The sequence below is a fragment of the Fusobacteria bacterium ZRK30 genome, from assembly GCA_024628785.1.
In the GTDB taxonomy this organism is placed as follows: Bacteria; Fusobacteriota; Fusobacteriia; order Fusobacteriales; family Fusobacteriaceae; genus Psychrilyobacter.
On sequence record CP102404.1, the window covers coordinates 670,907 to 695,160 of the forward strand.

Below are 24,254 nucleotides of genomic sequence, written 5' to 3' on the forward strand. Positions count from 1 at the left end.
GAATTATTATGTTATACTGTATGGAGATAAAGGAGGTGACAGCAATGATAATTTATGTTGATTTTTATATCGATATTAAAACCAATGAAATTCATCAATTTGGATGTAATCATATCCCAGCTGGAAATAATGCCTATTTAGGAATCTATAGAAACAGAGAGGTTGCATTAATACACGCTAAATCTAAAGGGTTTATAAATGCTTCTATTTCTAATTGCTGCAACATATAATTTAAAAATAATAATTGGGGGCTATTTTATAGCTCCTTTTATTATTCCTGAGAGTTCTCTTATCCATCCTCTTCTTCATCCATAAACATCACACCTTTTTCTTTTTTAATAACTTTCTTTGATTCCTCATACTTAATCTGCTTTAACTTATAGTCTATCTGTTCTGTAGATGTCTGAAGGCTGAACAGCTCCTTACCCAGCTTATACAGTTCTGTAGTGGCTGCTATCCTATTCTTTAAGGCTTCTTCATGAGCTTTTACCTTTGGCTTCGTTCCACTATTGTTTAACTCCATGAGATAGGATAGGTTAGACTGATGGAGAGTCCTGTAATCAGTAATGACTTTATCTCTTAACTCAACTCTTTTCTCGATATCATCTTCAATAAATGCCTGCTGTAATATTGCTCTGGTCTTCCCTTTACTCCAGCTTTCTTTACTGGAAATGTTTCTGAGGGTTCCATAGTTGACAACATACTCAATGGATATATCCAGTAGATCCATTCCGGATTCATATGCTTTTTTCATCTCATTTTTTTTATCAGTACTGATTTTTTTGTATCTACTCATCGGGAATCAACCTTAGATCACTTAGGTCTACTCCATGGGTCTTCTCTATGAGATCTATAAGTAGCTTGCCCATTGTTGCTTCTGTATTGATCTTCTTTATGATAGCTTCCCTGAGCTTAGTCGGATCTTTATTACTGACCACATCAAAGCTGGGATTATTAAAAAAATATAAATAACTGTTTGCAAAGATATTTATGGTTTCTGATGATCTATCTGTTTGAAAAAATGAGATCTTAAACTTCTCTGCACTTTCTATCATCTCAGTAAAATCTTTTTGATTCATTTTTAGCATCATGACTCTCACCTCCAAACTTTATTTTTATGTCATAATAATGTCATAAATCACTTTAAATTTTCTGCCTCATTATATAGGGAAACTGTGTCACAATTAATTTTTGTCATTTCTTTTCAATCAATTGTTTTATAAAGGCTAGAGAAGAAATTAGCACTTTTATTTTTTCCTCACTATCTGGGATTAGTGAGGAAAAATTTTTCCCACTAAATAACTTAATTTATCCTTGTTATTTAAGTGAGAGTATTTGTCTCTTATCCTCTTTATTTCCCTTCCACGATTCTTTTTATTGTGTATATTAATAATATTTTCTAGATTGGAGCGATCAAATATCCAGGAGTTATCTTCCAGGTATTTGTATACACTTCTTTTGGAATATCTGCCTTTGGATCTGGCTAATTTATTTTGTTTTTTTAGTTCCAGGTAGCTTAACTCTAAGTTTGGTACTAATTCTTTTTCTAAATATCTATATGCTTCTTTAAATAGTTTCTCCCGGCATAATTCTATAAATATTCTATTCAGGATATTTTGATCTTCTAATAGTGCTTCTAGCGTATTATCGATATTAAATCTTTCAGTGGCATAGTATTTATATGTTGCACTGGATAACCACCATTCCAGTCTGGTTAGTTCAAAATCTAAAAGATTATCATCATCTACTTCCCTTTTCTTGTCATAGACTCTTACCTTGTGATTTTTCCAACCGCCATCTAGTGTGGAATCTGAAAATAGTTTTTTATATGACTCATTTAAATTGATATTACCTATCTTTCTCAGTTTAGGCAGCTTAAGGAATAAAAGGGTAAATACCTCTTTATATTCTTCAAAGATTATATCTAGGTTTATATTTATCTCTATCTCACTTATCTTTGCTTGTGATAGATCTATAGATATATTTTTACTGTTTAATAAACTCATTAATCTATTGATCGATTCTTTCAATTCAAAATTTCTGGCATTGTATATATTGTGTCCATGTAAGATCCTATTAGGATTAAACCTAAGATATGTGACTTCCCTTACTTCTCCGCTTTCATAGAGCTTGATAGTTTTCTCTATACTGAAGAGCTCCTCTTTGATCTCAAACTTTTCCTCTATCCATCCCTGACCTTCAGTGAATAATGATTTCTGATCTGTTTCTACTTTTATTCCGGAGAGGACCAGTTTATCTATTCCAATTCTCTCTAATTTGTCTCTGTTTAGATTAATCATATCCCCTCCTTCAAAAATAATTGACAATTGTATCGATTTTTTGTACAATGACTTTGTGGTGAAATGAGAAGAGTTTTTTTAGACATTAACTCTCCCCAGGTATTTCATGTTCTTGGAGTTCTTTTGGAGCTCCTTTTTATATTCCTAGATCTTCCTTCTTTTAAATTTAATTAAAAAGTTTTATTAAAATTTATTAATGTTTAAGTTGACTATTTATTGATATATTTATAAAATACAAGTGTAATGAATGTTTTAGTATTGATTTCAATACTACTCCCACCCAGGAGATTTATTATAACCATTTTGTAAGAAGGCTCTTAAATTAACTTTTAGGGGCTTTCTTTTTATATATTCATAGAGATATTGCAACAGTGATTTGTTTTAGGAGGTCCACTTTATTGCAATATCTTTAAAAATATACAGAGTATCTTTATTCAAATTTTATTTAGTTTATTTAGTTAATTTTATTTATTTTGGTAAACTTGTTTTCAAAGATATCCTGTTATATACTCTATCCATGGTGGGAAAGAGATTTTGAGAAATTACTACAATCAAAGATTTTAAGCCCTAAAAAAATACAACGATTTTATATACAATCCCACCAGAATAAAATTAATACCCCAAAAGTTAATTTTATTTAAATTCCCTAAAAAGAGCCGCTTTTTTAAGCGGTTCTTTTTAATTGGATCTAAAATAAAAGAATTTACTTTTTAGTTTATTTAATTTATTTTGTTTATTTAGTTAAACTTGTTTGGTAAAAAAAAATTATATATAATAACTCTAAGATGGATTTGACAAATTATTATTTTTAAACCTTTTAAATTGTTGTTAAAGTCTAAGAACCATTTCGAGAATCCATCTAGAAAGATTTTTCAGCGATCTTTCGATTTTTTCATATGAGATCCCTTCTTTTGAAGGGGTCTTCTTCCATTTAAAATACTTTTATTTTCTCTCTCTAATCTTTTTGCTTTTTTTACACAAAATAAAATTTAGTTTATTTAGATTATTTAACTTATTTAGGTTATATTGTTTTTTTATGTACTTAATATTAAAATACTGGTAAGTGGATTCGAAGCATACGTTATTGTGACTCTCTTTATCTTAATTATGCGGCCCTAACTCTAGTCAGGCTAGAATAGAATCCACTTAGAGAAACCCCACCTCAACGGGCTTTTCGACTTTTTTTAAAGACTCATTTTATTGGGTCTTTTTTATTTTCTCAGCAAATTTTATGCAGTGTTCCTGAGTTTCATACCGGATATAGTCTTCTTTTGATATTTTAGCTTTGGCATAGCCTGGCATCTTATCCCAATTGAAGTTTATAAGCTTTCTTAGCTGCTCTCTCTCTGTTTTGTTCATAGCTGACCAGCCTATCTTGGCAAGATCCTTTCTCTCATCTTCCAGGGCTTTCATTTGAGTCTGTCTTAGTTCTCTTTGCTCTTTCCAATTCATAAGTACCCCCTAATGGGTGATTGAGTTCCCACCTTCTCAACGTTGAATAGTTTCCCGTTAAATTAACTATTTCCCTTATTAAAAAAACAAAAAAAAGAGGCAGTGTATAGACTTATGCTAGTCTATGCACTGCCTCGGTATTTATCCGATGACATATGGCTGGAGTTTCACGCAGACAAATTATTTATAAAATAATTCCTGAAGATCTTCTCCCAATTGTTCTGAATTCTATAAGGATGGTAAGGTCACACCCCTTAAAAATATACTCAGCCTCTAATCAAACACGATGGAATTGTCACATCGATATACCATGATTAGTAAATATTCATTTGTAATGTTTCTGTTATTTAGAATGTATAACATTATTAGGTCGATTGTCAATATAAGTTTTTTTAGAAACTTTTTCACAGAATAATATTCTTCCATTTTCTACCCCTAAAACTAATTCCCCATCAAAATTATCAGTAGATAATTGGGTCAAAATTGCTTCAACTTTTCTCAAATCGGCTCTCTGTTTTCTATTCATAGGCTCCTCCTAAAAAAAAATAAAATTCTTTGGTCAAGTTTCATTATATAGGGGAACACAAAAAAATAAAAGTATTTTTTTTTAAAATGTTTTAATCATTGTTAAATATGGGCTGCTTACTCCAAACATTTCAACGATTTTCATTTTAAAATTTTTTTTCTTCACTTTGTTTTCACAAACAAATCATATAATCATTTTACAGAAAACGTTACTAAGGGAGGGGTTAGATGAAAAAAATGTAAAGGGTAATATAAAATTGACCCTTTTGAGATAAAAAAGGCAGCTAATTATTGACCCACCCTAATATTACTCTGTACAATCTTTTTAAAGAGATGTACAGGAGGTTTGAGGTGGCAATTCATATGGATACATATAAAAAAATTAGACGACTTCATCTAGTTGAAGGGGTTTCTATTAGAAAAATTTCTAGAGATCTTCATATTTCTAGAAACACTGTTAGAAAGTATATTAATGGAGATACAATTCCTGGAGAAAAAAAGTTTTCTTCTAGAAGAAAACAAGTTATGACTAGAGAAGTCTTAGACTTTATTCAAGCTTGTATTCTTGAAGATAACGAGCATACTCATTCAAAACAGAGGCACACTGCTAATAGGGTTTGGGTTAGACTCAAAGAAGAGGCTGGGTTTCTTGGTTCATATTCTTCTGTTAAGGTTGCATTTAGAGAATTAAAAGGTAAAACAAAAGAGGTTTTTCTACCACTTACCTTTAATCCTGCGGAAGCTATGCAAATTGATTTTGGTTCAGCGCATATCTTTCTCAATGATGAAAAGCAGGAAATAAAATATTTTTGTGCTCGGTTAGCATATAGCGCTCATATCTTTACTAAGGCCTACTTCGCAGAAAGAGAAGAATGCTTTTTAGATGGGATCATCTCTGCTTTTGAATATTTTGGTGGTGTTCCTAGAGAAGTTCTCTTTGATAATGCCAGAGTTGCTGTATCAGAAGGCTATGGAAAACATGTAACTAAAATAACTAAAGGGTATGAAACTCTCGTTGCTCATTATGCTTTTAAACCTAAATTTTGCAATGTTAGAAGTGGAAATGAAAAAGGTTTGGTTGAAAATTTAGTAGGACTTATCAGAAGAAATACTATGGTTCCTATCCCTAGAGTTAAAAGTTTGAATGAGTTAAATATCAAAATAAAAAAGGCTTGTGATAACTACTTAGAAAATCATAAAGTTGGCGGTGAAAGCTTAAGTGTTAAACAAAAATTCCAGATTGAAGCTAATAACCTTTTAGAGCTTCCTAGCCATTCACTAGATATTTCTAAAAGAGACTATAAAAGAGTCACTAAGTTTTCAACTGTAACTTTTGAAACTAATAAATATTCATTACCCTGTGAATTAGTAGGAACTGAGGTGATTTTAAAAACTGGTCATTCAGAAATACAATTTCTTCATAAAGGTAAAGTTGTTGCAATTCACCAGAGGATATTTAAAAAAAATAAGCATAGTTATCAATTAATTCACTATCTTAAAGCTTTAGAAAGAAAACCGCGAGCTGTATTTAATGCTGATCCAGTTATACAAAATATTCCTAAAGCAATTTTTGAAATGTATCACTCTAAAGGAGATTCAAAACTCTTTTTAGAATATCTAAGAGAAGAAGTCGGTCTTCCTAAAATCAACGACCAAATAGAAGTTCAAAGAAATAATTTAGGTAAATATGATAACTTAATTTCCCAAGAGGTGATCTAATGAGTGTAATTAGTGAAAAAATTAAACTTTTTTCCAAAGCTTTAAAACTATCTAGCTTCAAAGACTATCATGAGGTTCAGCGCCAAGCAATAAATTCAAAACAAGGATATGAAGAATTTCTGCTTACACTATTAGAAAAGGAAGTATTAACTAGACAAGACAATAAACTTTTCAGGTTAAAGCGCGGAGCTAAATTTCCCTTTGAAAAAACGCTAGAAGAGTTTGAAGTTAAACGTCTTAGCTATTTAAAACCTTCAGTAGTAGGCGAACTCTCCAGCTGTGAGTTTATCAAAAAAAAAGAAAATATAATAATGATAGGGAACCCAGGAACTGGAAAGACACATCTTTCTATAGCTCTAGGACTTAAAGCTTGCAACTGTGGACATAAGGTGTACTTTACTACAGCTGCTAACTTATCAAATAAATTAGTTGAAGCGCAAGAAAATAGTAATTTAGGGAGATTCTTAAGGCAATTAGCAAGATTAGATCTACTCATAATAGATGAGCTTTCCTACCTCTCCTTTAACAAACATCAATCAGAACTCCTATTTCAAGTGATTTCAGAAAGAAGTGAGAGGGGAAGTATTATAATTTCTACTAATTTAGCATTTTCAGAGTGGGAAGAATTCTTCCCTGATACAATGTTAACAACAGCTTTAATAGATCGCGTAACATTTAGAGGACATATTTTAAACATGAATGGTGACTCTTACAGGGTCTCTGCGAAATAGGCAGGGTGGGTCACTTTTTAATTACCCTTAGGTGGGTCAAAAATTAACTGCCACATGGGTCAATTCTTGATTGACATTTACAAAAAAACTATTTTATTATTTATAGGGGTAGTTTTAATGGGGATATTTATGTATAATATGCCTTATACCAGCAGTTCAAATGGAACCAGCATAATTCAATCAAAAGATAATTCAGAACTGAGATTACAATATAGAAAAGGAGTTTACTACGAAGTTGGGAAGCATATACCATATACAGGTAAAATGAGAGTGAATTATGAAAAGGAGTATATAAATAACAAAGGTAATTCTGTGACCAAAGAAGCATTTTTTGAGAATGAATATATACATGGTATTTTAAAAAACACAAACTACTATAGTCAAAATGGTGCTTTTGAATATAGTATTAAAAATCTATAGAAAAAACAAATCAGACAAGCAGCTAAAAGTTCTTAGTTACTTGTCTGATTTTTTATGAGAAAATTATATATTTTTCTCAAATAAAATTCTTATGCAAAGCAGAAGTTTCCAGAGTTACACGGGGATAACTTTAGTTATGCGTAAGCGTGCAGTCTTCTAAAAAGGAGTGATTTCATTTATCTTGTCAAATATCTCAGTATTTAGATTACTATATTTGTGAATGACTTTTAGAACCCTATCTTTTTCCGTAAGAAAGTGCTCCATTTCCCACAGGAATAGCATGATACTTATCATAAAAATCACTTAATACCTTACTTTCAAAGTTATGTGCATTCCAATTTCCAGTTGCAGAAATATAATAAACTTTTGCTCCAAACTTTTTCATATATAAATATTTATTATCAGCCCAATATTCTTTTATTTTATCGAAATCAATTTGTTCTAAATTTCTTCGATGAGAACCTAATCTCTTATAAGCATTATTGGATTTTCCAATATATATAACCTGTGAATTTCCATTTGGATATACAAAATTCTTTTTTGATGAAAGAATAACATAAACACCCTTACTTTTCGTCTTAGTAATTTCATCACTAAAGTCTTCATTGTTTTTATAAAAATCTTCTAGTTTCCCACAAAAAATAGCTTCTTCTTTTTTTAAAAAATCTAAATCATATTTTTCCATTTATCTCCCCTTTTATATAAATTTCTTTTTACATAGTTCATATAATTTTTTTGCTATTGTTTCGTTTAAAGTTACTTTTGTATTTGCAAAGAAAAAACTCTGTTTAAAAGTTTCTTTTAATTCAGATGGAGAAATATATGTTTTAACTTCATAATTTTCATCACAACCATGAATGAAGTCTTTTAGTTTTATCTTTTTCTCAAATACATCTAGGTTTTTATTATAAAAAGTATCAATTTTATTAGTTCCTTTTCCAGCGCCAATAATACCAAAACCATTGTGATATAAAAAAATATAACCACCCTTCATAGTGTCTGTAATTACTTCTTTTCTATCATCATGGGCAGACGCTTTTTTCTCTTCTATCATTTCTTTACAAGCTTTAGGAAAATACGTTTTATTTGTATTTATCCAACAGTGTTGGCTATTTTGAGTAGCAAACGTATCATTCGATACTTCGAATAAAAATTCGTCTCCGACTTTATAAAATCTATAAAAATATTCCTCTATATCTATTCTTTGATCTTGCCAATAATTTATAGCAGAGGAAATATCCTTATCGGAATAATTAGAAATTATTATCATTTTTTGCTTTCTATTAAATTTTTCTTTACTCGCTCCATCCGGAAATTTTTCAAGAAACCTGGCATGGAGGTCTTCATTAGTTTTATTACTTATTTGAAAGAAATCATTCATCTTAGCATAATCCCATCTGGAATATTTAGAAGCATAATCCATAACTTGAAGAACTTTGCTTCTGTCATAATGACCATGAACTTTTAATTCGAAAAGTACCAAGTCGCCTTCTTCGTTAACAGCGTATATATCTGCTTCTGGTTGGTATGGCCTTTCGTTCCCTATTACTAAATAATCTTGAAATATTTCTTCACCAATCATAGAAGTAATAAGATTTTCAAGATCTTTCTCATTTGTAGAATAATCTCCTTTCAGACCGATTTCTTTACCAAATGTTTTTATATTCATATATTTTTTGGGTTTTATATTTAACTCATCATCCTCTAATTCAACTTTGAATATCATCTCTCCCCCTAAATTTGAATGTAACTCAATTATTTTTTTCTAAGCTTTTCCCATTCTTTTTCTGGTAATAGTTCAAATCTCGAGTCTTGAGATTCATAAATATTATAAATAACAAGAAATGAACCGTTAAGTTTGTTGAAAAAATTATCAAAATTTTCTACTAAAGTAATCAAACATACACCATAATGTTCGTTATTATTTCCAAATAAATTTCTATCAACCTTAAATATATCTATTTGTTTTTTCTCATTATTTTTCCTAAATATATTTGCTGGATATCTTGTTCCAGTTGATCTTTCATCTATCTTATCAAATTCATTTATTCCTTCTTCAATAATTTTAAGTCCTTTTGGATTATCTCTTATATCTCTAGCTAAATATTTTTCAATATATTTTTTAGCATTTTTATACAAATCATTCAATAAATGATTTGTTGTATTTCCAAAAGAATCTTTAAATTCTTTTTCTGAGAGTTCGTTTGCCTCAAGTAAGATTCCGGTATAAATTATTGCTTTTAAAGTTAACTCTATAGCGTGTCTATAAAGGAATATAGCTTGTTTTATTATTTTATCATTTTTTATTCTTCCACTTAATGCACTATTAATCAATATATCTCCTGAGTCTTTATAATTTTCAGCATCCATACTGTAATTAAACCCCAAGTTCATATTTTGTCTGTTTAAAAAAGCCTTATTTTCATATCCTTTGTTTTGAAATATTTTTTCCACCATATTTTACTTTATTTCACCCCCCTTGTACTATCCTTTTAAAGTAACCCATATTGCTACTGATGTTGAAACTAAAATTGAAATAATTGAAATTCCTATGGAATACTTTGCAATTTTATTCGATTCTTTGGCTATTTCAAGCTCTTTTATTCTTCTATTTTCTTCTATTTCTTTCTCGACTTCATAACTTGATTTCCCACCATTCTCTATAAACCTTTTTGTTTCTGGACAAACAAAATAAGAATATTTTTTTCTTTTTAAAATTCCTTTCCTTAAAAGTTCTTCCATTGCAAGTTTTTCTTCTGAAGTTAAGTCTCTATCGGGACGCATAGGTATATCAGGTCGTCCTTTTGAGTCTTCCCAATACTCCCTAGCTAGTTGTAATTGTAACTCTATATTCATTAAAATTTTACTCCTTCAAATAATTTTTTATGTATATATACTGCTCCTGCTTCATGAACCATTTCATCCCAACTATTAAATTGAGAAAATCTAACAACAGCATCATCTAAAATTCTTTCATCTAGCTCTTGAAATTCTTCTTGAGTATTAACTTCAATTCCAGTATTTCTAAAAAAATCATCTATAGAATCAAAGTTAGTATTTTCATTCATAAATTCATAAGAAAATAATTCATTAAATGGAATAGAGCTGTCCCCATCCATTTTTTTAGCATTTTTTTCCAAAGTCTTTAACTTCTTTTGTAATTTATCAAGTCCTTTTATTTCCATGTGTCCTCCTAATTTTTAAATATTAGAGTTTATTTTTTAGACTGGTATTCATAACTATCTAAAAGAAAGTCGCAGATAGTCAAAGAAGAATTAACAGCTAATTTTGCATGATGTTTTTTAGGATCAAACATTCTTGCATGTGCATCACTTGCGGAATTTCTTAGAGGTGCTATTCCATTTATTATATTCAAAAACCCTGAAAGGATTTGTTTTATATTTTCTGGACTGTCTTTAGCTATTTTTAGGTTCATCTTATTAGCAACTACTTTATAAAGTTTTTGTAAATCACCACTATTATCAATTTCTAATTTAAACCTCAAAGATAGTTCTTTTAAAACCTGTTCTATAAGAGTTCTGGAATTTGTTATTGCTCCTGAATAATCAGCTTTAGCTATTTTTTTATTAGATTTTTCAATTTGTTCTGAAATAAATTTATGAGATAAAATACTATCATCTAGTTTTTCTTCTATAGTTGTTTTAACTAATTTATATCCAGTGTCGGACAAGTTTTCAAAATAAGATTTACAAATCTCATAAGATTTTAAACTTAATTCACCTCTTTCATTTGTAATACTATCCCAATGATCAAGGAGGTCTAGACTTAATTTAATTATTTTATCAATGTTTTCATTTTTCCAAAACCCCTTAAGTCTATTTCCTTTAGACCCACCAAATCCATCATATTTTTCATCATAAATATCTTCATCTACAGACTCTAATACAAAATTTTGAAAAGAGTTATTGCTGAAATCTAAGACATATCCACCTTCAATAAATAGTTTATCCATTCTATTCTTAATTTTTAAATCAAATTTAGCCATATAACTCTCCTTATATTACTTAATTCTCACTTCTCCACTCATTAATTTAGGTAATAAAGTGTCTCTAGTTTTTATTAAAGTTTGATTTTCTAAATCATTATTCCTAATTTTCATATATATTTTATCAGTCTTTCTTGAAAATGGTTCCATTATTTCTTTTGCTTTTGCCATTGCTACAAATTTTCGTTTATTAATATCTGTTCTATTTTTACTTTATTTATTATACAATTTAAGATTCATTTTCAAAATTGACTTTTCTTCAAAAATCTATTAGACTTATATATATTTTAAAGGAGGTTAAATTTATGAAAATAATCATTAGTTTTGGAATAATAGGCATTATTTTTTTATTACTTTCAAATACTATTTTTGAGTTGATTTTCCCTAAAAATGATCTACTTTGTTCATTAATTTCAATAATTATCTTCTTTTCATTTTTTGAAGTGACAGAAATAAATAAAAATAATATAATAGTTAGAATTTTTAATCGTTTATTTTAGGGATTTTTATTTCTAAATTCTTTTTCATAGATTCAATATTTAAATCGCTAACTCTATTATTTTTTTCATTTAAAGTTTTTTCTAATAATTCTAGTTTCTTTTTTTCTATTTCATGTCTATGGCTTTGCTCTTTATAATCGTAAAGCGTTTTACCACCCTTTGTTTTAATTTCAATATTTTTAGTTTTAAATGTTAAAGTCCCTCCATTGAATAACATATTAAATACTGCTAGGCCAACACCTGAAACGAGAAACCCTACGACTATATCCCCAGGTGAGCTAACATTAGTCTTTATTGCAAATTTTTCCTCTTTTCCTTCCAATATGTTGATTATTTTTTCTGCGTAACTGACTAAATCAAAAAATACTCGCATATCATCTACATGTACCTCTGATTCTGTATCAACCTTATATTTTAAATAAACTTTATCTTCAATAATAAAAATATCATTTAACAATTTATTTACTTCATACCTCACGTTTTGAGATAATATAGATATTGTGTGCGGAGAAAATAAATAAAGCAATAATTTAGGACTCAACTCTTCTTTTGGTAATAATTTCAACCATTTTACCTTCCTAAATTTATTTATGGCTCCAGGGTCTGTCTTACCAATTTCCTTGATTTCACCTACAGAAAGTAGAGCTTTTTGTTCCATTATTTCTATTTTATCAACCCTAGTAATATCATCAATAAGTCTACCAAAAGCTACTCTTTTTTTTTCACTATCTGGCATTATTATTATATCTCCTTTTTTCATAACAGAATAAAATTTATGTATTTTATTTATTATATTCCCAGGTTTTTCTTCCATGGGATATTTAACCCTTACTTCTCTATCCAAAATATCTTTGGTCCTCATCTGTGAAAGGTTATTAATTTTATCCCAACCTATACCTATTTCTTTTTTTCTGTAAAATAAATCAAAATGTTTCGCTTTTTCTCCAGCCCTAAATAACCAATATTGTTCATTTTTTGATATTTTATAAATATCTTCAATTATATTATTTTTCATATTTAATATTACCTAAGCCCCTTTAAATTTATTTTCCCAAAATTAAAATGGGAATTCATCTTCATCATATTTTATCTCTGGAAAATCCTTTAACTCCTCTTTAAATATTTCCCACCAAGGATGGTTTTCATTATTAATTATTTGATATTTTAATTTGTTAACGATATATTCGTCTTTATTTTTTAAACCTCTACTTATATAGAGTTTTAAAGACCAATGTATAGATGCGTAATTAATGCTACATATATTTCTCCAGTAATATTCTTCTATGTAAATACGTTCACCAAATTTATCATTTTGTAGTTTTAAAACAGAATTATATGTCCAATCTGAAGGATCTTCAAAATTTACTAAATGTTCTTTAGTCACCCATGTTCCTAGCGAACCAGAAATCTCACACATATCATTGTCTTTATCATAATTAGCAGTTTTTAGATCCTCTAATAAAATATTTTCAATCCTAATTTTTACTGCTTTATTAACTTTATTCCAAAATTTACCAGGACAAAGATATAAAAAAGGTTGAATATCATGAAATGAACTAGCATGCATTAGTTCTTTGCTTATGACTTTATAAATTCTGTCAATCTCATTGCTTTCTAATTTATCAAAAAGTGAAGCTATAAAATATGAGAGACTCTCCAAATTTCCCTTGTTTCGATCTAATAGAACTGTAATTCCTATATCAGCTCTTTGACGTTTAGGTATTTCAGCAACTAGTAAATCAGAATATTCTTTCGATTTAACAAAATGCTTATCAAATATACGTTTTAAAAAAGTACTTTCTTCAAAACTTAATTTAGATTTATCAATAGTTTCTAGAAGATAGTCTATAAAAAGGATAATTACATCTGTCTCTTTTTTTGTATCTTTAAGTTTGTCGTGACTACGTGGGTTTCGAATTGCACTATAAAATCCTCTCATGATTTCTTGGATTCCTTTTTGAATACTTTTTTCAGAATCAGTTTGTAATTTATTAATTTGTATTTTAGGATTATTCCCCCCAAATGCATTGCCAATAAGAGCAGAACCGTCACCTTCTAATCCTGTTTTATCTCTAATTGTTTCTGTTAATAAGTGCATTGCGTCTAATATAGCGCCAGAATAATTTTCATTTTTATAATTTTTTTCTATAACACTATATAATTCTTTACTTATTTCAAAATTTATATCCACATTACTCCCCCTAATTTAATCTTATTAACTATCTCCTACTACTTCTGCTCAAAATAAGTTTTAATTACTCTTCTTTCGAAAATTTTAAAGTTACCTTAAAAAGAGAGGAACTATTTCCTCTCTCTCTCTATCAAATATAGCTTAATCACCTAAAAACATCATAAGGAGAATCGCTATACCTATTCCAATATGAATTTTTTTATCAAAAATTTTATATTTTAATCCTAAAAATATCCCTAAAGGCCAAAATGCTATATAGCTTAGAATTACAAACCATTTAGTCTTGAAAAATTTTATTTTTTCAGGTTTGTTATTTTCATCTTTGTTTGATTTTATTTCATAAGATAGCTCATTTTCATTTTTACTTTTTACTTTAGAAACAACAAATGATTTTTCCTCATAATAATCTTCAAGTTCTAAATTATCTTCTGTATCATCATATTCTTCTTCTTGGTCATAATTATCAATAAAATTTTGAATTTCCTCTTCCACTTCATCGGATCTTCCATCCATCATTTTTAAGATAAATTCATAAACTTTTATATCTTCGAAAAGCTTTTTAGGGAGAGCTAATTCCTCTACAGCTTTTAAGTAATATTGGTCCAAATCTTCGACTGTTTGCCCTAAATTTTCTAATGCTTTATCTATCATCTCTATGTTCTTATAGTATATTTGAGGTTCTTCTGGAAAATATTCCATATCATTGCCAAGTCCGGACATTTCAAGATAGATCACCTTTATCATATATTTAAGAACACCTTCATAATCTTCTAGCGAATCAGATAATTTTGAAAGCTTTATAAATCTATGTTTTAGATAGTAGTATTCACCCTTGCTAAGGCATTCAGATGCCTGATCCATGAGAATACTCATTAACCCAAGATAAGGATTCCCTGTTTCTTTGGATGCTTTGTAGTAATCATATATATCAATTTCATCTGGTCTTAAATAATGCTCATATAATTCAAGGTAAGAAAATTCTTGAATCAATTCTTGGGCTCTATCACTTAAAGAATAAAACATTTCTCCATCGTATTCTTTTTTTATCTCATCTTCTGATACAGCTTCGATAATTCTATCAATGAGCTCTGATTTGTTCCCTGAAATTTTTAACTCTTTCGATTTTAAAACTTCCTTTAATTCTGACACTTTATAAGTGTTTAGAATTTCTTCAGCTGTTGCCTCTCTATATAGTTCTTTTTCAAAACACTGCTTTTTCATTTCTGAAGGACTAACTTTATAGATTCTTCTCCAGTCATAGTAATATTCATTATTTTTTTCATAAATTACTTTATGTTTTAGTAGAAAAATAATTTCTAAAAGTCCGTTCTTATCCATATTCTCTCCCCCTGTTAATCCTAATTTAATTTAATTTAATTAATTTTTTTAAGCTTTATTCAAAATCCAAACTACTTTACCACAAACTTTGAAGTCGTCCTCTTCTCTAATTTCTCTATCTGGGTATTCTTTATTATCAGAAGTTAAATAACATTTACCCTCAATACATTTATATCTTTTTACTAATGCCTCATCGTTGTGTAGAAATACACCTATATCATTATGGCCGACTTCTGCATCTTTTTTTATAAGTACTACAGAACCATTATTTATTGTTGTTTCCATAGAATCTCCATTAACAGTAATCCCTACAGAACCCTTCCCCATCATTAATGGCAGTGAAAGATAGTCGCTAGGTTCTGGGTCAGGGATAGCTCCAATACCAGCTGAAACAGAATTATAAATTGGAACTTTTATATATTCACCTTCGATAATATCAAGGTTAGAACTTTCTTTTAAAGTAGTTTCGGAAGTTCCAAAATCATCCTCCTCTAAATATCCTACTATTTTGTATAATTCCTTAAAATCTATTTTTAAAGCAGATGCTAATTTTTTTATTAAAAAAGGGTTTATTTTTAATAATTGTCCTTTTTCAATTCTAGAAATAAGAGACTTATTTATATCTGCTTTAACAGAAAGCTGATTAACTTTTAAATCTTTTTTTTCTCGTGCATCTTTGAGTAATTTTGCTAATTTCATTCTATTTTCATAATTAACTTCATATGACATAATTTTCTCCTTTTATTTACCTTCTTATTTAATATAATACTATACAAAATGACACAAAAGTAACGTTTCTAAAAAAAACTGTTTACAAAAGTAACAAACTGTTGTATACTCCTAAAAAGATACAAAAGTAACGGAGGTGGTGGAATGAAACTTTTAGAAATAAAAAGCTTAGTTTACTCGAAAGGTTTAACTATGGGAGAAGTGTATAACCTTTTAGGAGTAAGCAAACAAAGCTTTTATAGGAAAGTTAGAAAAAATGATCAAGATTTTTTTACCCTCTTAAAAAATAAATTAAAATGAAACTTTTAGAAAAGTAACGTAATTAGTGGTTGTTTTAAATAGTAACCTATTTAAAGCTAGATATTCATTTAAAAAAGGGGGAGTATGAGTATTTTAATTGCTTTTGAAAACGATTCTAGGTTCTTTGATTGTTTTAGATATGAACTGAGAGAAACAGAATTAGAATTATTTGCCAAAGATGGATCTTCAATAATTTCTTTTAATAGGTCTGATATCAAGCAGTATTTAGTTGTATTAAAATAATTATTTAGTAAGGGGGAAAGATGAACTTAAAAACTAGAAAAAAATTGAGGAAGTTAAAAAATTTGAAAAGATATTATAAAGGTTCTTTAAAAATAAGTGTGATAAGTATTAAATATCTAAGGTCTGGCTTTACAGTAAAATGTTATGAAATTTCAAAAAGAGTTAGTAATACATCAAAACCTAAATTATTTCTAATTTCGAAAGATAAAGAATTCCCAAAACCATTTTATAGGTTGAAACCTAGTAAAATAAACTTCATTTAATAATAAGGGGGGAGTATGGAAATTTCAAACGCTAAGGTTATAAAAACTGTATTTAGGAATAAAGATAAGATAAAAAAGAATGAATTTATAAAGAAAGTAAAAAAGCTGACATATGATCTTACTCCTACCGGGGAGAAGCAATATAAATTATTTTAAATAAAAAAGAGTAGAAACAGATCTACTCTTAGAAGGTAAACAAATTAAAGCGAGGTGTAAGTTTATGAACAATGTTTTAAAATACGTTCTTTTATATACTTTATTTGGAATTAATCTTGGTCTTCGGAAAATATATTTAGTTTTAATTGATGCTCCAGCGATGAGTCGATTTGATAGGATGTGGTTTCTGATGTTTGACTGTTGGTTTTGGTTATTAATTTTGGGTTTGATTCTTGAAATTTTGAAATCAAAAAAGAGTAGAAATGGATCTACTCTTAGAAGGTAAACAAATTAAAGCGAGGTGTAGAAGATGAATAAACAAAATTTAATTCAATTAGAAGAGGAAGTTTTAATGGAGCTATTAAAAAAAATCAAAAATTTATTAGATGGTAAGTTGGGGGATAATTCTTTAAGGATTTATCAATTATCTCAATCTTATAATACGTTAAAAAATCAATCTGAAAAAGAGTCTTAAAAAAATAAAGATAGAGAGGAGGTAAATATATGGCTAGATCATTAGAGCTCCCTCATTCAAAAAATAAAAAAAAGGCATCTAGGCCTTTTTAATAATTTTTTATAAACTCATCAGTGATTGTATTAATATCAGCTTTAAAACTTGGAAAAATAGTTTTCAAGATGATTTCTAAAACTTTAGCATAATCAATATCTTTCATTGAATCAACAACGAAATTTAATAATGAGTGAACAAGCTGGTTAGAATAATTGCTCGAAGCTGAAGCTATGATAGCTACACCTAAGGCTTTATGTCTGTATGGATCATCTTCTCTTGAGAACTCAACATAGCTGAATTCAAAATCTTTTTCTAGTTTATCGAAATTGTAGTTTTCGAAATTAAGGTTTGATATAGGTTGAAATTTGTCTGTTATTACTTTTACAGTTTCTTCTGTTGGGATTTTCCCACCAAATTTAATGCTGTAGCTAAATCTGGCTAAATCACCTAACGCGGTTGTGTCAATTTTATACATTCTTTACTCTCCTTTAAACTCTGAATAGTATAGTTCAAGAATTTCTAAAATAGCCTGCCAGCTATCTTGAACTGTATCATTGAGACTTTAAATACTGCATCAGACCTCATTATACTATGAAGCTGAGAAGTAAACAAGAATGATATAGGATTTTATAAAAATATAATTATTTTAAGGGAGGTAAAATGACTAAAATTGGATGGGTTATTTTTTTAAGTATTTTTCTAAAGCTACTAGGGGTTATTAAAGCTGGTTGGCTAATTACACTTTTTCCTTTATGGTGCACTATTGCTATGAGTTTTATTGAAGAAATTTTGAAAAATAAAAAAGAGTAGAAACAGATCTACTCTTAGATTCCATCATTTGAGGTTTTTATCTCTGACTTTGCAATAGTATGTCGTTATTTTTTCAATTTCGTGTTCTAAGGATTGAAAAGATCCTATCTCTCCATTTTGTTCCATCAATGTTAATTGATAATCCAAACTAGAGAGGCTGAGGTGATAAAAAAAATGATTTTTTCTTAAAATATGGTGGAGTTCTATTAAATTAAAATCATCAAAAGAAAGAAGATTATCGATTAAATTAAAAAGTATTTCTTGTTCATTATACATAAGATGTCCTCCCATAAACCAGTTTCAAGTATTGCGTGAATATATTTAAGTATACTCTAAAAATAATGGGATTTCAAAATTATTGACCAAAGGAATGGGTTTTTATAAAAGATTAAGAGGAGGAAGATATGAGTCTATATGAAAGAAAGTTAGAAATTTTTAAAAAGTGGAAAAGTGGAAAATCATTAAACTATATAAGAAAAAAATATGGTGAATACGGAATTTTTCTTATAAATACCTTTAAAGAGAATGCTAAAAAAAATCATATTTTATATGAATATGATCTAGATGCAAAAAGTGCCCTGGCAGCTAAACCTATTTCATCTGAACATAAGAAAGAAATTTTAAATGAGTTCATTAGAAATAAAAAAACTGTTAATCAAATTAATAAAAAATATGGAGATTATGGGGTTTTTACTATTAATTTATATAAAGAAAAATGTGGATGGACGTGTTTATTTTAAGTAAAAAAGAGTAGAAACAGGTCTACTCTTAGAAAACAAATACATTAAAGCGAGGTGAAACAAATGAAAGAGTGTTCTTTAGCAATAAATTTTTCTCTTGTAACACGTAATTTAGTTATAATCAGAGAATCGATAAATAAATTTTTTATAGTTTTTTTAGTTTGTGCTATAGCAGTTAATTTACAATTATTTTTAATAATAATCCTGTTATTAGAGTACTTAAAATACCTAAAATGAACTTTATAATTTTTTTCTTTTTTAGTTCTTTTTGATAGATAGTATATTTTTTATAATTTTCAGTAAGGCAATAAAGTTCTGTAGTAATTTCATATTCATGTATAAAGTCCATCTTTTTTAAACTATGAAGAGCTGATGTTAAATCATCATAATTTGGAAATTTTAAATACCCAGATATATGACTTGTATTAGGATGAATGTTATTTGTAGAAAGTAGTTTTAATATTTGTTTTTCTAAATCATTAAGAATTATTTTTGAATAATCCATTTTTGTGCCTCCTTGTGATTAATTTTATTGTGGTGATCAAATTATAACATATAAGGTGGCACAACTAAATATCAAACCCAGGAGGTAACACATGGCTAGACCAGACTCAGCTCTGTCATTAGAGCTAGAAAGAAGTATGAATATGCAGGTAAGGGTAGAAACCTTTGAAGAACACCTAAGGCATGCAGGAGTGATAGATGATCTCGATGATAAGAGAAGGATAAAGAGTTATAACTTAAATAAATGGAATGAAGATATGCAGAAATCCTTTTCTAAGACCAGGTCCAAGATCCTAAAACTAAAAGATCTATCATCTATAAAAAAAGCCCTGGAAGATCTGGATAAAAAAATAAATGAATTCAATGATACATACTTTGAAAAAAGAAAACAGATAGATGCCTTAGAGGTCCAGTATGAAACTCTGGATGATGAAGTGAGAGTATGGCTCCTGGAATATGCTGTTAGCTGCAGAGAAAAACTGAAAATAGAAAATTCCAAGATTGAAATGAAACTTATTAAGGAAAATTTAAGTAGAAAAAAAAGGTAAAAAAAAAGGAGGATTAATCCACCTTTTTGTAGAGACCTGAACCACAATCTGGGCATTTTGGTAGTTCCTCATTGTCCGTCTCTATTATTAATTCTAAGTAACACATGACACACATATAAGTTCCTACACCTGGTTTTTCACCTGCTGCATACATAGGATCTCACCTCCTATAACAAACTAAAAACTTCTTTACCTTAGGAGTATACATTAAAATTCTTAAAAATGCACTAAGAATTATATTTTATTTAAATTGTGCTAATTTTATAAACAAAAAAATATTATTGAAAGGAGTAAAATTATGAGAGATACAATATTTAATATGAGACAAGACATTGCTCTAGAAATGAAAGAAAAACACAAATTGAATATTGAGGACTTTATTTTAATTAGAAAGATAGGCGATTTCAGCTTATCTGATGACACTATAGAAATTATAAAAGATGGAAAAGTTTATCACTGGATCAGTTATGATGCTATTCAGAAAGATTTCCCATTACTATATCCCACAGTAGAAGCTATTAAAAAAAGAGTCCATAGAATGACTAAAAAAGGTCTCTTAGTAAGTAAAGCTCATATAGTAAAAAGAGGAGATTTAAATAAAAGTGAGTTTAATACACCGGGAACATTTTCAATCTTAAGGTTAGAAAAAGAAGCTAAAAAATTATTTAATTCAAAAGCGGTTCTGTTACCGGGACAAAATGACGCACCCCCTGAGACAGATTGTCCCGACACCCAGGACAAATTGGGGCGGCCCCTAGGACAAAATGGCGTTAACAAAGAACTCCTAGAAAAGAACCCCAAAAAAAGAACACCTAAAAAAGAAGCAGTAGCAAAAAAGAAAGGATCTGCTGCTGCCCCTGAAGATACTTTTTTTAAAAACTTAAAAGACCTTTTGTCTAAAGCCAGTATTAAAAATCAGAATTCCAATACTTTAAAAAATATCAAAGAGTTCTCCAATGGAGATCTGGATGAAGTAAAAAAAGTAATTGAATTTATAAAGCTGAAGAATAAAAACATGAACTCCAAAGTCCTGGTAGCGATCTTGAGAGATAAAGATCATCAGATAGTTGAACCGATAGAATTAAAAAAAATCACCAGGAAAGAAAAGATAAACTTTATGGTTAATAAATTGGGTGAGATTGAGATCAATGATCTCAGAGAAAAAGTCAAAGAGCAAACCTTCAATGGAGAGGAGGGATCCTTTGTAAATATTGAGTTAGAAAATGTTCTCTGTAAAAGGTTCAACAAATATATCTCAGATGGAGGGACCTATGGATAACAGAGAGGTCGGTGACTAGAACTACTTTAGGGTTGTGTTTTGTCTAAATAAAAACAGCCTTCAGATCTATAGATCTAAAAAGGCTGCCAAACAGAACCACCAATCTATAAAAAATTCCGACCAAAGAAAAATATTACAGAAGGTGTTAGTGATTCTAAATAGATTATAGCATAAAACCACTATCGGTTGTATTTAACTTTTAAGGGGTTGAATTAATGAAGACTAAAAAAGAAGCTTTTAAAAAATTAGAAACCAGACCTCATACCAAAAAATATGCTAAAAAATTAAGTTTTGATTTTACTTTTGATATTGAGGAGTTCAATAAATTTTGGCTAGGGGATATAGAGCCTATGGGGACTAAGAAATATTTTTTCACTAAGAAAAGTAAGGAAAAATTTCAGAGATTTATAATCTCTAACCGAGACTATGAGAAAGAGATAAAAAAGAACCTGAAGAAAAAAGAGAAGATCCTTAATCTCAAAAAAGATGAAAAGATTAGAAAGTGTACCAAGTGTAAAGAAGAGTTTATAACAAAGGTCGATAGCTTGGGAGTTAGCTATGATACCCGGTGTAAGAAGTGTAAGACCATTGAGAGGAATGATCATAGGGGCAGGTTAAATGGCAGACTGGGAAAAGTAGAAGCGGAAGGATGGGAATAAAAAAAAGCCAAGACTAAATCTTAGCTTTTTGACCAGGAATTATTCGTAACACGCTGTTCCCTCGACTTGAACAAGACAATCTTTACTTACAAAATCTGAAGTTATTACTGTTCTTACCGGGAAGCTGTCTTTATCAAAATACTTCATCCAAACACTATGCATCCCGTGAAAATCTTCAATATTTTTTAGTATAACTGTCATCTTAACGACGTTTTTAAGAGTCAGGTGAATTTTTTTTAGTGACAGATCCAGTTCTTTTAATGTTTGTTCCATTTGTTCTTCAATAGTTGTTAATACCGTACCTTTTTTATCGCAGTAACCACCAAAATGGCCGATGTGTACCAGATCATCTGTTCTTACAAATGTTGAAAGACCATATTCATCATAAGGCGGAATAACGATTCGTTCTATCATAATTCAAAACCTCCAGTATATTTTATAAAATCTATATTAAATATAGCACAATAAAAAGTTTAGTCAATACTTATCAAGGTAATTTATCCATAATTACCGTCACTAAATATGTATAAAGTAATAACAAACACAATCAATGCTGCAAGAAGAAAGGATATAAATATTCTTATAAACAAGTTTGTAATGGTGTTTTTAAATAATAAATACAATAATGAGAAAATCAAAATAAGAGCTAAAATTGGTTTCCAACATAGAAGTATTAGAATAATAATATCGTGCAACATAATCATCTCCTTTTTTTACTAATACTAAGTATAGCACTTAATTATCTATTATAGAAAAAATAAAAAAAAGAAGATTAGAGGAGGTATAAACTATGATTAAATTTAATGAGAAAATCACAGAGATTGAATCCAAAGAAAATTTAAGTACAGTTGTTAAGCTGCTAAAAAAGATGAATAAGAGGGATAAATCATGAAGGTAGGAGCATATGTAAGAGTTTCTACCACTATGCAGGAGGAAAAAGACTCTTTAAAAACACAAATAAAAAAAATAGAATCTTATTGTGATCTCCACGATTATGAATTATATAAAATTTATGAAGACGTTGACAGTGGTGCCAATGATGAAAGGACAGGGTTTAAAACTTTATTAAAAGATATAAAGAAAAAGAAGTTTGATATAGTCCTGGTCTATGAATCATCCCGGATCTCCAGAAAAACCCATACAATGATGAATTTTGTTTTTAAGTTAATTGAAAAAGATATAAAATTTATCTCAATCTCACAACCGGATCTAAATACCACTACCAGTACAGGGAGATTATTTTTTACTATCCAGGCCGGTCTTGCCCAATATGAGAGGGAGCAGATATCAGCCAGGGTAAAGTCAAGTGCATATGAAAAAGCCTCCAAGGGAGAATGGATGGGAGGACAGCTTCCCATAGGGTATGAGTGGGATGGTGATAGAAAACATAAAAAAATAAAGATAGATGAAAAACAAGCCGAGTTGGTAAAAGGTTATTTTTATACATTTATGGAGACTAGGAGCCTGAGGAGAACTGCTAAATTATTTAACAGAAAATTAGACAGCCTGAGGTGGATACTGACCAACCCGTTTTATGCAGGGAAATATAGGTTTGGAGTAAAAAAGAAAAATATAGTTACAGGGATCAGAAAAAAAAGTGATGATTATATCTTAGCAGAGGGAACCCATAAAGGGATTATTACTACCGAAACTTTTAATGCAGTTCAGAAAATATTAAAAAACAGCAGAGCCATTGATTATAATAATAAAAATGGATCCAGAGCATTATTTGGAGGTCTGGTGAAATGCATCTGCGGTCATAAAATGTATGGAAATAAAATAAATAATAAAGCCCAGGGAGGAAAGATATACTATTACTATATGTGTGATACCTGCGGTAAAAGGATCAATGCCGGGAAGATAGAGGATAAAGTATTAGCCGGGATAACAGAAGTAGATAAATTAAAAGAAGTAAACCAGATAGATAACTATATGGAAACTGTTGAAAGACAGATACAGATATTTGAAAATAGAAAAAATATACTGGCTAAAGAAAATGATAATCTGATCAATATGCTGAAAAAAGAATTGATTGCAGAATCAGAATATATTGAGAGCAGAAAACAAAACCTAAATGATCTACAGGTTATAGATGAAGAACTTGAAATTTTAGAAAAAAGAAAATTAAAAGAAGATGATAATGAAGATCGTGGGAACTATGAGTTGTTAAAGGAAGTCTTGGAAAATTATGAAGATTACGAGGCTAACCAATTAAAAGAATTATTCAGGGTGCTGATCCAGGAGATAGAGATAGTTGATATGAAAAGCCTGGAATACAATATTATATTTAATTTAAAATAAGAGCAGCGAACTCAAATCGTTGCTTTTTT

37 protein-coding genes are annotated in these 24,254 nt (G+C 29.1%); 16 read left to right on the forward strand and 21 right to left on the reverse strand.

The genetic code is table 11. The features are described from left to right. The first annotated feature begins 44 nt into the window (after positions 1 to 44). Positions 45 to 230 carry a hypothetical protein gene (locus NRK67_03335; protein UUV16954.1) on the forward strand — a complete coding sequence of 62 codons (186 nt, stop codon included), beginning with the start codon at positions 45 to 47 and terminating at the stop codon, positions 228 to 230. A 59-nt stretch (positions 231 to 289) separates the two neighbouring features. Here the strand turns inward: NRK67_03335 and NRK67_03340 are convergent, their stop codons facing one another. From NRK67_03340 to NRK67_03360, 5 genes are all read right to left on the reverse strand, one after another. Further along, entirely contained in the window at positions 290 to 796 is a 507-nt protein-coding gene (locus NRK67_03340; GenBank protein UUV16955.1) for a hypothetical protein, read from the reverse strand. Beyond that, positions 789 to 1,091, reverse strand: a complete 303-nt coding sequence (locus NRK67_03345; GenBank protein ID UUV16956.1) for a hypothetical protein — start codon at positions 1,089 to 1,091, stop codon at positions 789 to 791. Before NRK67_03345 ends, NRK67_03340 begins: the two co-directional genes overlap by 8 nt. 180 nt (positions 1,092 to 1,271) lie before the next feature. Further along, positions 1,272 to 2,300: a hypothetical protein gene (locus NRK67_03350; protein UUV16957.1), complete on the reverse strand. Its 1,029-nt coding sequence runs from the start codon at positions 2,298 to 2,300 to the stop codon at positions 1,272 to 1,274. Between the two features lie 1,197 nt (positions 2,301 to 3,497). Further along, positions 3,498 to 3,752 carry a hypothetical protein gene (locus tag NRK67_03355; protein UUV16958.1) on the reverse strand — a complete coding sequence of 85 codons (255 nt, stop codon included), beginning with the start codon at positions 3,750 to 3,752 and terminating at the stop codon, positions 3,498 to 3,500. A 343-nt stretch (positions 3,753 to 4,095) separates the two neighbouring features. Next, positions 4,096 to 4,278 (reverse strand): hypothetical protein, encoded by a 183-nt coding sequence (locus NRK67_03360; protein ID UUV16959.1) that lies wholly within the window; start codon positions 4,276 to 4,278, stop codon positions 4,096 to 4,098. 350 nt (positions 4,279 to 4,628) lie between these two features. Between NRK67_03360 and istA the strand changes: the two genes are divergently transcribed. From istA to NRK67_03375, 3 genes are all read left to right on the forward strand, one after another. Further along, positions 4,629 to 5,996 carry an IS21 family transposase gene (gene istA, locus NRK67_03365; protein UUV16960.1) on the forward strand — a complete coding sequence of 456 codons (1,368 nt, stop codon included), beginning with the start codon at positions 4,629 to 4,631 and terminating at the stop codon, positions 5,994 to 5,996. Then, a complete protein-coding gene (istB, locus tag NRK67_03370; GenBank protein ID UUV16961.1) occupies positions 5,996 to 6,727 on the forward strand; it encodes an IS21-like element helper ATPase IstB in 732 nt (243 codons plus the stop codon). Before istA ends, istB begins: the two co-directional genes overlap by 1 nt. Before the next feature lie 117 nt (positions 6,728 to 6,844). Next, complete coding sequence (locus NRK67_03375; protein ID UUV16962.1) at positions 6,845 to 7,147, forward strand: hypothetical protein; 303 nt, start codon at positions 6,845 to 6,847, stop codon at positions 7,145 to 7,147. 235 nt (positions 7,148 to 7,382) lie between these two features. Here the strand turns inward: NRK67_03375 and NRK67_03380 are convergent, their stop codons facing one another. From NRK67_03380 to NRK67_03410, 7 genes are read right to left on the reverse strand one after another with little or no spacing between them, the layout of a single operon-like run. Continuing rightward, positions 7,383 to 7,832: a hypothetical protein gene (locus NRK67_03380; protein UUV16963.1), complete on the reverse strand. Its 450-nt coding sequence runs from the start codon at positions 7,830 to 7,832 to the stop codon at positions 7,383 to 7,385. A gap of 12 nt (positions 7,833 to 7,844) precedes the next feature. Beyond that, positions 7,845 to 8,873 (reverse strand): hypothetical protein, encoded by a 1,029-nt coding sequence (locus NRK67_03385; protein UUV16964.1) that lies wholly within the window; start codon positions 8,871 to 8,873, stop codon positions 7,845 to 7,847. A gap of 29 nt (positions 8,874 to 8,902) precedes the next feature. Beyond that, the gene (locus NRK67_03390; GenBank protein UUV16965.1) at positions 8,903 to 9,601 is read right to left on the reverse strand and encodes a hypothetical protein; all 699 of its coding nucleotides are present in this window, start codon (positions 9,599 to 9,601) and stop codon (positions 8,903 to 8,905) included. Positions 9,602 to 9,631: 30 nt separating this feature from the next. Continuing rightward, entirely contained in the window at positions 9,632 to 10,003 is a 372-nt protein-coding gene (locus NRK67_03395; protein UUV16966.1) for a hypothetical protein, read from the reverse strand. Continuing rightward, the gene (locus NRK67_03400) at positions 10,003 to 10,332 is read right to left on the reverse strand and encodes a hypothetical protein (GenBank protein UUV16967.1); all 330 of its coding nucleotides are present in this window, start codon (positions 10,330 to 10,332) and stop codon (positions 10,003 to 10,005) included. The genes NRK67_03395 and NRK67_03400 overlap by 1 nt, the downstream gene beginning before the upstream one ends. A gap of 29 nt (positions 10,333 to 10,361) precedes the next feature. Then, positions 10,362 to 11,153: an abortive infection family protein gene (locus NRK67_03405; protein UUV16968.1), complete on the reverse strand. Its 792-nt coding sequence runs from the start codon at positions 11,151 to 11,153 to the stop codon at positions 10,362 to 10,364. A gap of 15 nt (positions 11,154 to 11,168) precedes the next feature. Next, complete coding sequence (locus NRK67_03410; protein ID UUV16969.1) at positions 11,169 to 11,324, reverse strand: hypothetical protein; 156 nt, start codon at positions 11,322 to 11,324, stop codon at positions 11,169 to 11,171. 134 nt (positions 11,325 to 11,458) lie between these two features. Between NRK67_03410 and NRK67_03415 the strand changes: the two genes are divergently transcribed. Further along, positions 11,459 to 11,653 (forward strand): hypothetical protein, encoded by a 195-nt coding sequence (locus NRK67_03415; GenBank protein UUV16970.1) that lies wholly within the window; start codon positions 11,459 to 11,461, stop codon positions 11,651 to 11,653. On the opposite strand, the gene NRK67_03420 is transcribed toward NRK67_03415, so the two are convergent. From NRK67_03420 to NRK67_03435, 4 genes are all read right to left on the reverse strand, one after another. Next, positions 11,637 to 12,668: a hypothetical protein gene (locus NRK67_03420; GenBank protein UUV16971.1), complete on the reverse strand. Its 1,032-nt coding sequence runs from the start codon at positions 12,666 to 12,668 to the stop codon at positions 11,637 to 11,639. The genes NRK67_03415 and NRK67_03420 overlap by 17 nt on opposite strands. A gap of 42 nt (positions 12,669 to 12,710) precedes the next feature. Continuing rightward, positions 12,711 to 13,844: a TIGR02391 family protein gene (locus NRK67_03425; protein UUV16972.1), complete on the reverse strand. Its 1,134-nt coding sequence runs from the start codon at positions 13,842 to 13,844 to the stop codon at positions 12,711 to 12,713. Positions 13,845 to 13,985: 141 nt separating this feature from the next. Further along, entirely contained in the window at positions 13,986 to 15,182 is a 1,197-nt protein-coding gene (locus NRK67_03430) for an SAP domain-containing protein (GenBank protein ID UUV16973.1), read from the reverse strand. A gap of 48 nt (positions 15,183 to 15,230) precedes the next feature. After that, entirely contained in the window at positions 15,231 to 15,911 is a 681-nt protein-coding gene (locus tag NRK67_03435; GenBank protein ID UUV16974.1) for an XRE family transcriptional regulator, read from the reverse strand. 144 nt (positions 15,912 to 16,055) lie between these two features. Between NRK67_03435 and NRK67_03440 the strand changes: the two genes are divergently transcribed. The 5 genes from NRK67_03440 (at position 16,056) to NRK67_03460 (ending at position 17,348) form a co-directional block, all read left to right on the forward strand. Next, positions 16,056 to 16,211, forward strand: a complete 156-nt coding sequence (locus tag NRK67_03440) for a hypothetical protein (protein UUV16975.1) — start codon at positions 16,056 to 16,058, stop codon at positions 16,209 to 16,211. A gap of 84 nt (positions 16,212 to 16,295) precedes the next feature. After that, positions 16,296 to 16,454: a hypothetical protein gene (locus NRK67_03445; GenBank protein UUV16976.1), complete on the forward strand. Its 159-nt coding sequence runs from the start codon at positions 16,296 to 16,298 to the stop codon at positions 16,452 to 16,454. A gap of 20 nt (positions 16,455 to 16,474) precedes the next feature. Beyond that, on the forward strand, positions 16,475 to 16,717 hold the full coding sequence (locus NRK67_03450) for a hypothetical protein (protein UUV16977.1): 243 nt from the start codon (positions 16,475 to 16,477) through the stop codon (positions 16,715 to 16,717). Positions 16,718 to 16,732: 15 nt separating this feature from the next. Next, positions 16,733 to 16,873: a hypothetical protein gene (locus tag NRK67_03455; GenBank protein ID UUV16978.1), complete on the forward strand. Its 141-nt coding sequence runs from the start codon at positions 16,733 to 16,735 to the stop codon at positions 16,871 to 16,873. 310 nt (positions 16,874 to 17,183) lie between these two features. After that, complete coding sequence (locus NRK67_03460; GenBank protein ID UUV16979.1) at positions 17,184 to 17,348, forward strand: hypothetical protein; 165 nt, start codon at positions 17,184 to 17,186, stop codon at positions 17,346 to 17,348. Between the two features lie 88 nt (positions 17,349 to 17,436). Here the strand turns inward: NRK67_03460 and NRK67_03465 are convergent, their stop codons facing one another. Beyond that, the gene (locus NRK67_03465) at positions 17,437 to 17,859 is read right to left on the reverse strand and encodes a hypothetical protein (GenBank protein UUV16980.1); all 423 of its coding nucleotides are present in this window, start codon (positions 17,857 to 17,859) and stop codon (positions 17,437 to 17,439) included. Between the two features lie 185 nt (positions 17,860 to 18,044). Between NRK67_03465 and NRK67_03470 the strand changes: the two genes are divergently transcribed. Beyond that, positions 18,045 to 18,194 carry a hypothetical protein gene (locus NRK67_03470; protein UUV16981.1) on the forward strand — a complete coding sequence of 50 codons (150 nt, stop codon included), beginning with the start codon at positions 18,045 to 18,047 and terminating at the stop codon, positions 18,192 to 18,194. 24 nt (positions 18,195 to 18,218) lie between these two features. Here NRK67_03470 and NRK67_03475 read toward each other — a convergent pair whose 3' ends face one another. Next, positions 18,219 to 18,470, reverse strand: a complete 252-nt coding sequence (locus tag NRK67_03475) for a hypothetical protein (protein ID UUV16982.1) — start codon at positions 18,468 to 18,470, stop codon at positions 18,219 to 18,221. A gap of 128 nt (positions 18,471 to 18,598) precedes the next feature. Here NRK67_03475 and NRK67_03480 point away from each other — a divergent pair, with 128 nt between their 5' ends. Continuing rightward, positions 18,599 to 18,934 (forward strand): hypothetical protein, encoded by a 336-nt coding sequence (locus NRK67_03480; GenBank protein ID UUV16983.1) that lies wholly within the window; start codon positions 18,599 to 18,601, stop codon positions 18,932 to 18,934. Positions 18,935 to 19,109: 175 nt separating this feature from the next. Here NRK67_03480 and NRK67_03485 read toward each other — a convergent pair whose 3' ends face one another. Beyond that, complete coding sequence (locus NRK67_03485; protein ID UUV16984.1) at positions 19,110 to 19,439, reverse strand: hypothetical protein; 330 nt, start codon at positions 19,437 to 19,439, stop codon at positions 19,110 to 19,112. Positions 19,440 to 19,530: 91 nt separating this feature from the next. Here NRK67_03485 and NRK67_03490 point away from each other — a divergent pair, with 91 nt between their 5' ends. Next, the gene (locus NRK67_03490; protein UUV16985.1) at positions 19,531 to 19,986 is read left to right on the forward strand and encodes a hypothetical protein; all 456 of its coding nucleotides are present in this window, start codon (positions 19,531 to 19,533) and stop codon (positions 19,984 to 19,986) included. A gap of 13 nt (positions 19,987 to 19,999) precedes the next feature. On the opposite strand, the gene NRK67_03495 is transcribed toward NRK67_03490, so the two are convergent. Continuing rightward, entirely contained in the window at positions 20,000 to 20,140 is a 141-nt protein-coding gene (locus NRK67_03495) for a zinc ribbon-containing protein (GenBank protein UUV16986.1), read from the reverse strand. A 144-nt stretch (positions 20,141 to 20,284) separates the two neighbouring features. On the opposite strand from NRK67_03495, the gene NRK67_03500 reads away from it, so the two are divergent. Continuing rightward, positions 20,285 to 21,265 carry a hypothetical protein gene (locus tag NRK67_03500; GenBank protein ID UUV16987.1) on the forward strand — a complete coding sequence of 327 codons (981 nt, stop codon included), beginning with the start codon at positions 20,285 to 20,287 and terminating at the stop codon, positions 21,263 to 21,265. 215 nt (positions 21,266 to 21,480) lie between these two features. Continuing rightward, positions 21,481 to 21,924, forward strand: a complete 444-nt coding sequence (locus NRK67_03505; GenBank protein UUV16988.1) for a hypothetical protein — start codon at positions 21,481 to 21,483, stop codon at positions 21,922 to 21,924. A gap of 39 nt (positions 21,925 to 21,963) precedes the next feature. On the opposite strand, the gene NRK67_03510 is transcribed toward NRK67_03505, so the two are convergent. Further along, complete coding sequence (locus NRK67_03510; protein UUV16989.1) at positions 21,964 to 22,338, reverse strand: RidA family protein; 375 nt, start codon at positions 22,336 to 22,338, stop codon at positions 21,964 to 21,966. 474 nt (positions 22,339 to 22,812) lie between these two features. On the opposite strand from NRK67_03510, the gene NRK67_03515 reads away from it, so the two are divergent. Further along, the gene (locus tag NRK67_03515; GenBank protein ID UUV16990.1) at positions 22,813 to 24,225 is read left to right on the forward strand and encodes a recombinase family protein; all 1,413 of its coding nucleotides are present in this window, start codon (positions 22,813 to 22,815) and stop codon (positions 24,223 to 24,225) included. The last annotated feature ends 29 nt before the right edge of the window (positions 24,226 to 24,254 follow it).

What these genes read in the sequence shown, in the direction of transcription:
- NRK67_03415 (UUV16970.1), top strand. Translation starts at nt 11,459, where the DNA reads ATGAAAATAATCATTAGTTTTGGAATAATAGGCATTATTTTTTTATTA.
- NRK67_03455 (UUV16978.1), top strand. Translation starts at nt 16,733, where the DNA reads ATGGAAATTTCAAACGCTAAGGTTATAAAAACTGTATTTAGGAATAAA.
- NRK67_03495 (UUV16986.1), bottom strand. Translation starts at nt 20,140, where the DNA reads ATGTATGCAGCAGGTGAAAAACCAGGTGTAGGAACTTATATGTGTGTC.
- NRK67_03350 (UUV16957.1), bottom strand. Translation starts at nt 2,300, where the DNA reads ATGATTAATCTAAACAGAGACAAATTAGAGAGAATTGGAATAGATAAA.
- NRK67_03335 (UUV16954.1), top strand. Translation starts at nt 45, where the DNA reads ATGATAATTTATGTTGATTTTTATATCGATATTAAAACCAATGAAATT.
- NRK67_03470 (UUV16981.1), top strand. Translation starts at nt 18,045, where the DNA reads ATGACTAAAATTGGATGGGTTATTTTTTTAAGTATTTTTCTAAAGCTA.
- NRK67_03395 (UUV16966.1), bottom strand. Translation starts at nt 10,003, where the DNA reads ATGAATATAGAGTTACAATTACAACTAGCTAGGGAGTATTGGGAAGAC.
- NRK67_03400 (UUV16967.1), bottom strand. Translation starts at nt 10,332, where the DNA reads ATGGAAATAAAAGGACTTGATAAATTACAAAAGAAGTTAAAGACTTTG.
- NRK67_03515 (UUV16990.1), top strand. Translation starts at nt 22,813, where the DNA reads ATGAAGGTAGGAGCATATGTAAGAGTTTCTACCACTATGCAGGAGGAA.
- istB (UUV16961.1), top strand. Translation starts at nt 5,996, where the DNA reads ATGAGTGTAATTAGTGAAAAAATTAAACTTTTTTCCAAAGCTTTAAAA.
- NRK67_03340 (UUV16955.1), bottom strand. Translation starts at nt 796, where the DNA reads ATGAGTAGATACAAAAAAATCAGTACTGATAAAAAAAATGAGATGAAA.
- NRK67_03405 (UUV16968.1), bottom strand. Translation starts at nt 11,153, where the DNA reads ATGGCTAAATTTGATTTAAAAATTAAGAATAGAATGGATAAACTATTT.
- NRK67_03500 (UUV16987.1), top strand. Translation starts at nt 20,285, where the DNA reads ATGAGAGATACAATATTTAATATGAGACAAGACATTGCTCTAGAAATG.
- NRK67_03410 (UUV16969.1), bottom strand. Translation starts at nt 11,324, where the DNA reads ATGGCAAAAGCAAAAGAAATAATGGAACCATTTTCAAGAAAGACTGAT.
- NRK67_03490 (UUV16985.1), top strand. Translation starts at nt 19,531, where the DNA reads ATGGCTAGACCAGACTCAGCTCTGTCATTAGAGCTAGAAAGAAGTATG.
- NRK67_03475 (UUV16982.1), bottom strand. Translation starts at nt 18,470, where the DNA reads ATGTATAATGAACAAGAAATACTTTTTAATTTAATCGATAATCTTCTT.
- NRK67_03420 (UUV16971.1), bottom strand. Translation starts at nt 12,668, where the DNA reads ATGAAAAATAATATAATTGAAGATATTTATAAAATATCAAAAAATGAA.
- NRK67_03440 (UUV16975.1), top strand. Translation starts at nt 16,056, where the DNA reads ATGAAACTTTTAGAAATAAAAAGCTTAGTTTACTCGAAAGGTTTAACT.
- NRK67_03435 (UUV16974.1), bottom strand. Translation starts at nt 15,911, where the DNA reads ATGTCATATGAAGTTAATTATGAAAATAGAATGAAATTAGCAAAATTA.
- NRK67_03445 (UUV16976.1), top strand. Translation starts at nt 16,296, where the DNA reads ATGAGTATTTTAATTGCTTTTGAAAACGATTCTAGGTTCTTTGATTGT.
- NRK67_03510 (UUV16989.1), bottom strand. Translation starts at nt 22,338, where the DNA reads ATGATAGAACGAATCGTTATTCCGCCTTATGATGAATATGGTCTTTCA.
- NRK67_03460 (UUV16979.1), top strand. Translation starts at nt 17,184, where the DNA reads ATGAATAAACAAAATTTAATTCAATTAGAAGAGGAAGTTTTAATGGAG.
- NRK67_03465 (UUV16980.1), bottom strand. Translation starts at nt 17,859, where the DNA reads ATGTATAAAATTGACACAACCGCGTTAGGTGATTTAGCCAGATTTAGC.
- NRK67_03375 (UUV16962.1), top strand. Translation starts at nt 6,845, where the DNA reads ATGGGGATATTTATGTATAATATGCCTTATACCAGCAGTTCAAATGGA.
- NRK67_03430 (UUV16973.1), bottom strand. Translation starts at nt 15,182, where the DNA reads ATGGATAAGAACGGACTTTTAGAAATTATTTTTCTACTAAAACATAAA.
- NRK67_03385 (UUV16964.1), bottom strand. Translation starts at nt 8,873, where the DNA reads ATGATATTCAAAGTTGAATTAGAGGATGATGAGTTAAATATAAAACCC.
- NRK67_03485 (UUV16984.1), bottom strand. Translation starts at nt 19,439, where the DNA reads ATGGATTATTCAAAAATAATTCTTAATGATTTAGAAAAACAAATATTA.
- NRK67_03360 (UUV16959.1), bottom strand. Translation starts at nt 4,278, where the DNA reads ATGAATAGAAAACAGAGAGCCGATTTGAGAAAAGTTGAAGCAATTTTG.
- NRK67_03505 (UUV16988.1), top strand. Translation starts at nt 21,481, where the DNA reads ATGAAGACTAAAAAAGAAGCTTTTAAAAAATTAGAAACCAGACCTCAT.
- NRK67_03345 (UUV16956.1), bottom strand. Translation starts at nt 1,091, where the DNA reads ATGATGCTAAAAATGAATCAAAAAGATTTTACTGAGATGATAGAAAGT.
- NRK67_03450 (UUV16977.1), top strand. Translation starts at nt 16,475, where the DNA reads ATGAACTTAAAAACTAGAAAAAAATTGAGGAAGTTAAAAAATTTGAAA.
- NRK67_03480 (UUV16983.1), top strand. Translation starts at nt 18,599, where the DNA reads ATGAGTCTATATGAAAGAAAGTTAGAAATTTTTAAAAAGTGGAAAAGT.
- NRK67_03380 (UUV16963.1), bottom strand. Translation starts at nt 7,832, where the DNA reads ATGGAAAAATATGATTTAGATTTTTTAAAAAAAGAAGAAGCTATTTTT.
- NRK67_03355 (UUV16958.1), bottom strand. Translation starts at nt 3,752, where the DNA reads ATGAATTGGAAAGAGCAAAGAGAACTAAGACAGACTCAAATGAAAGCC.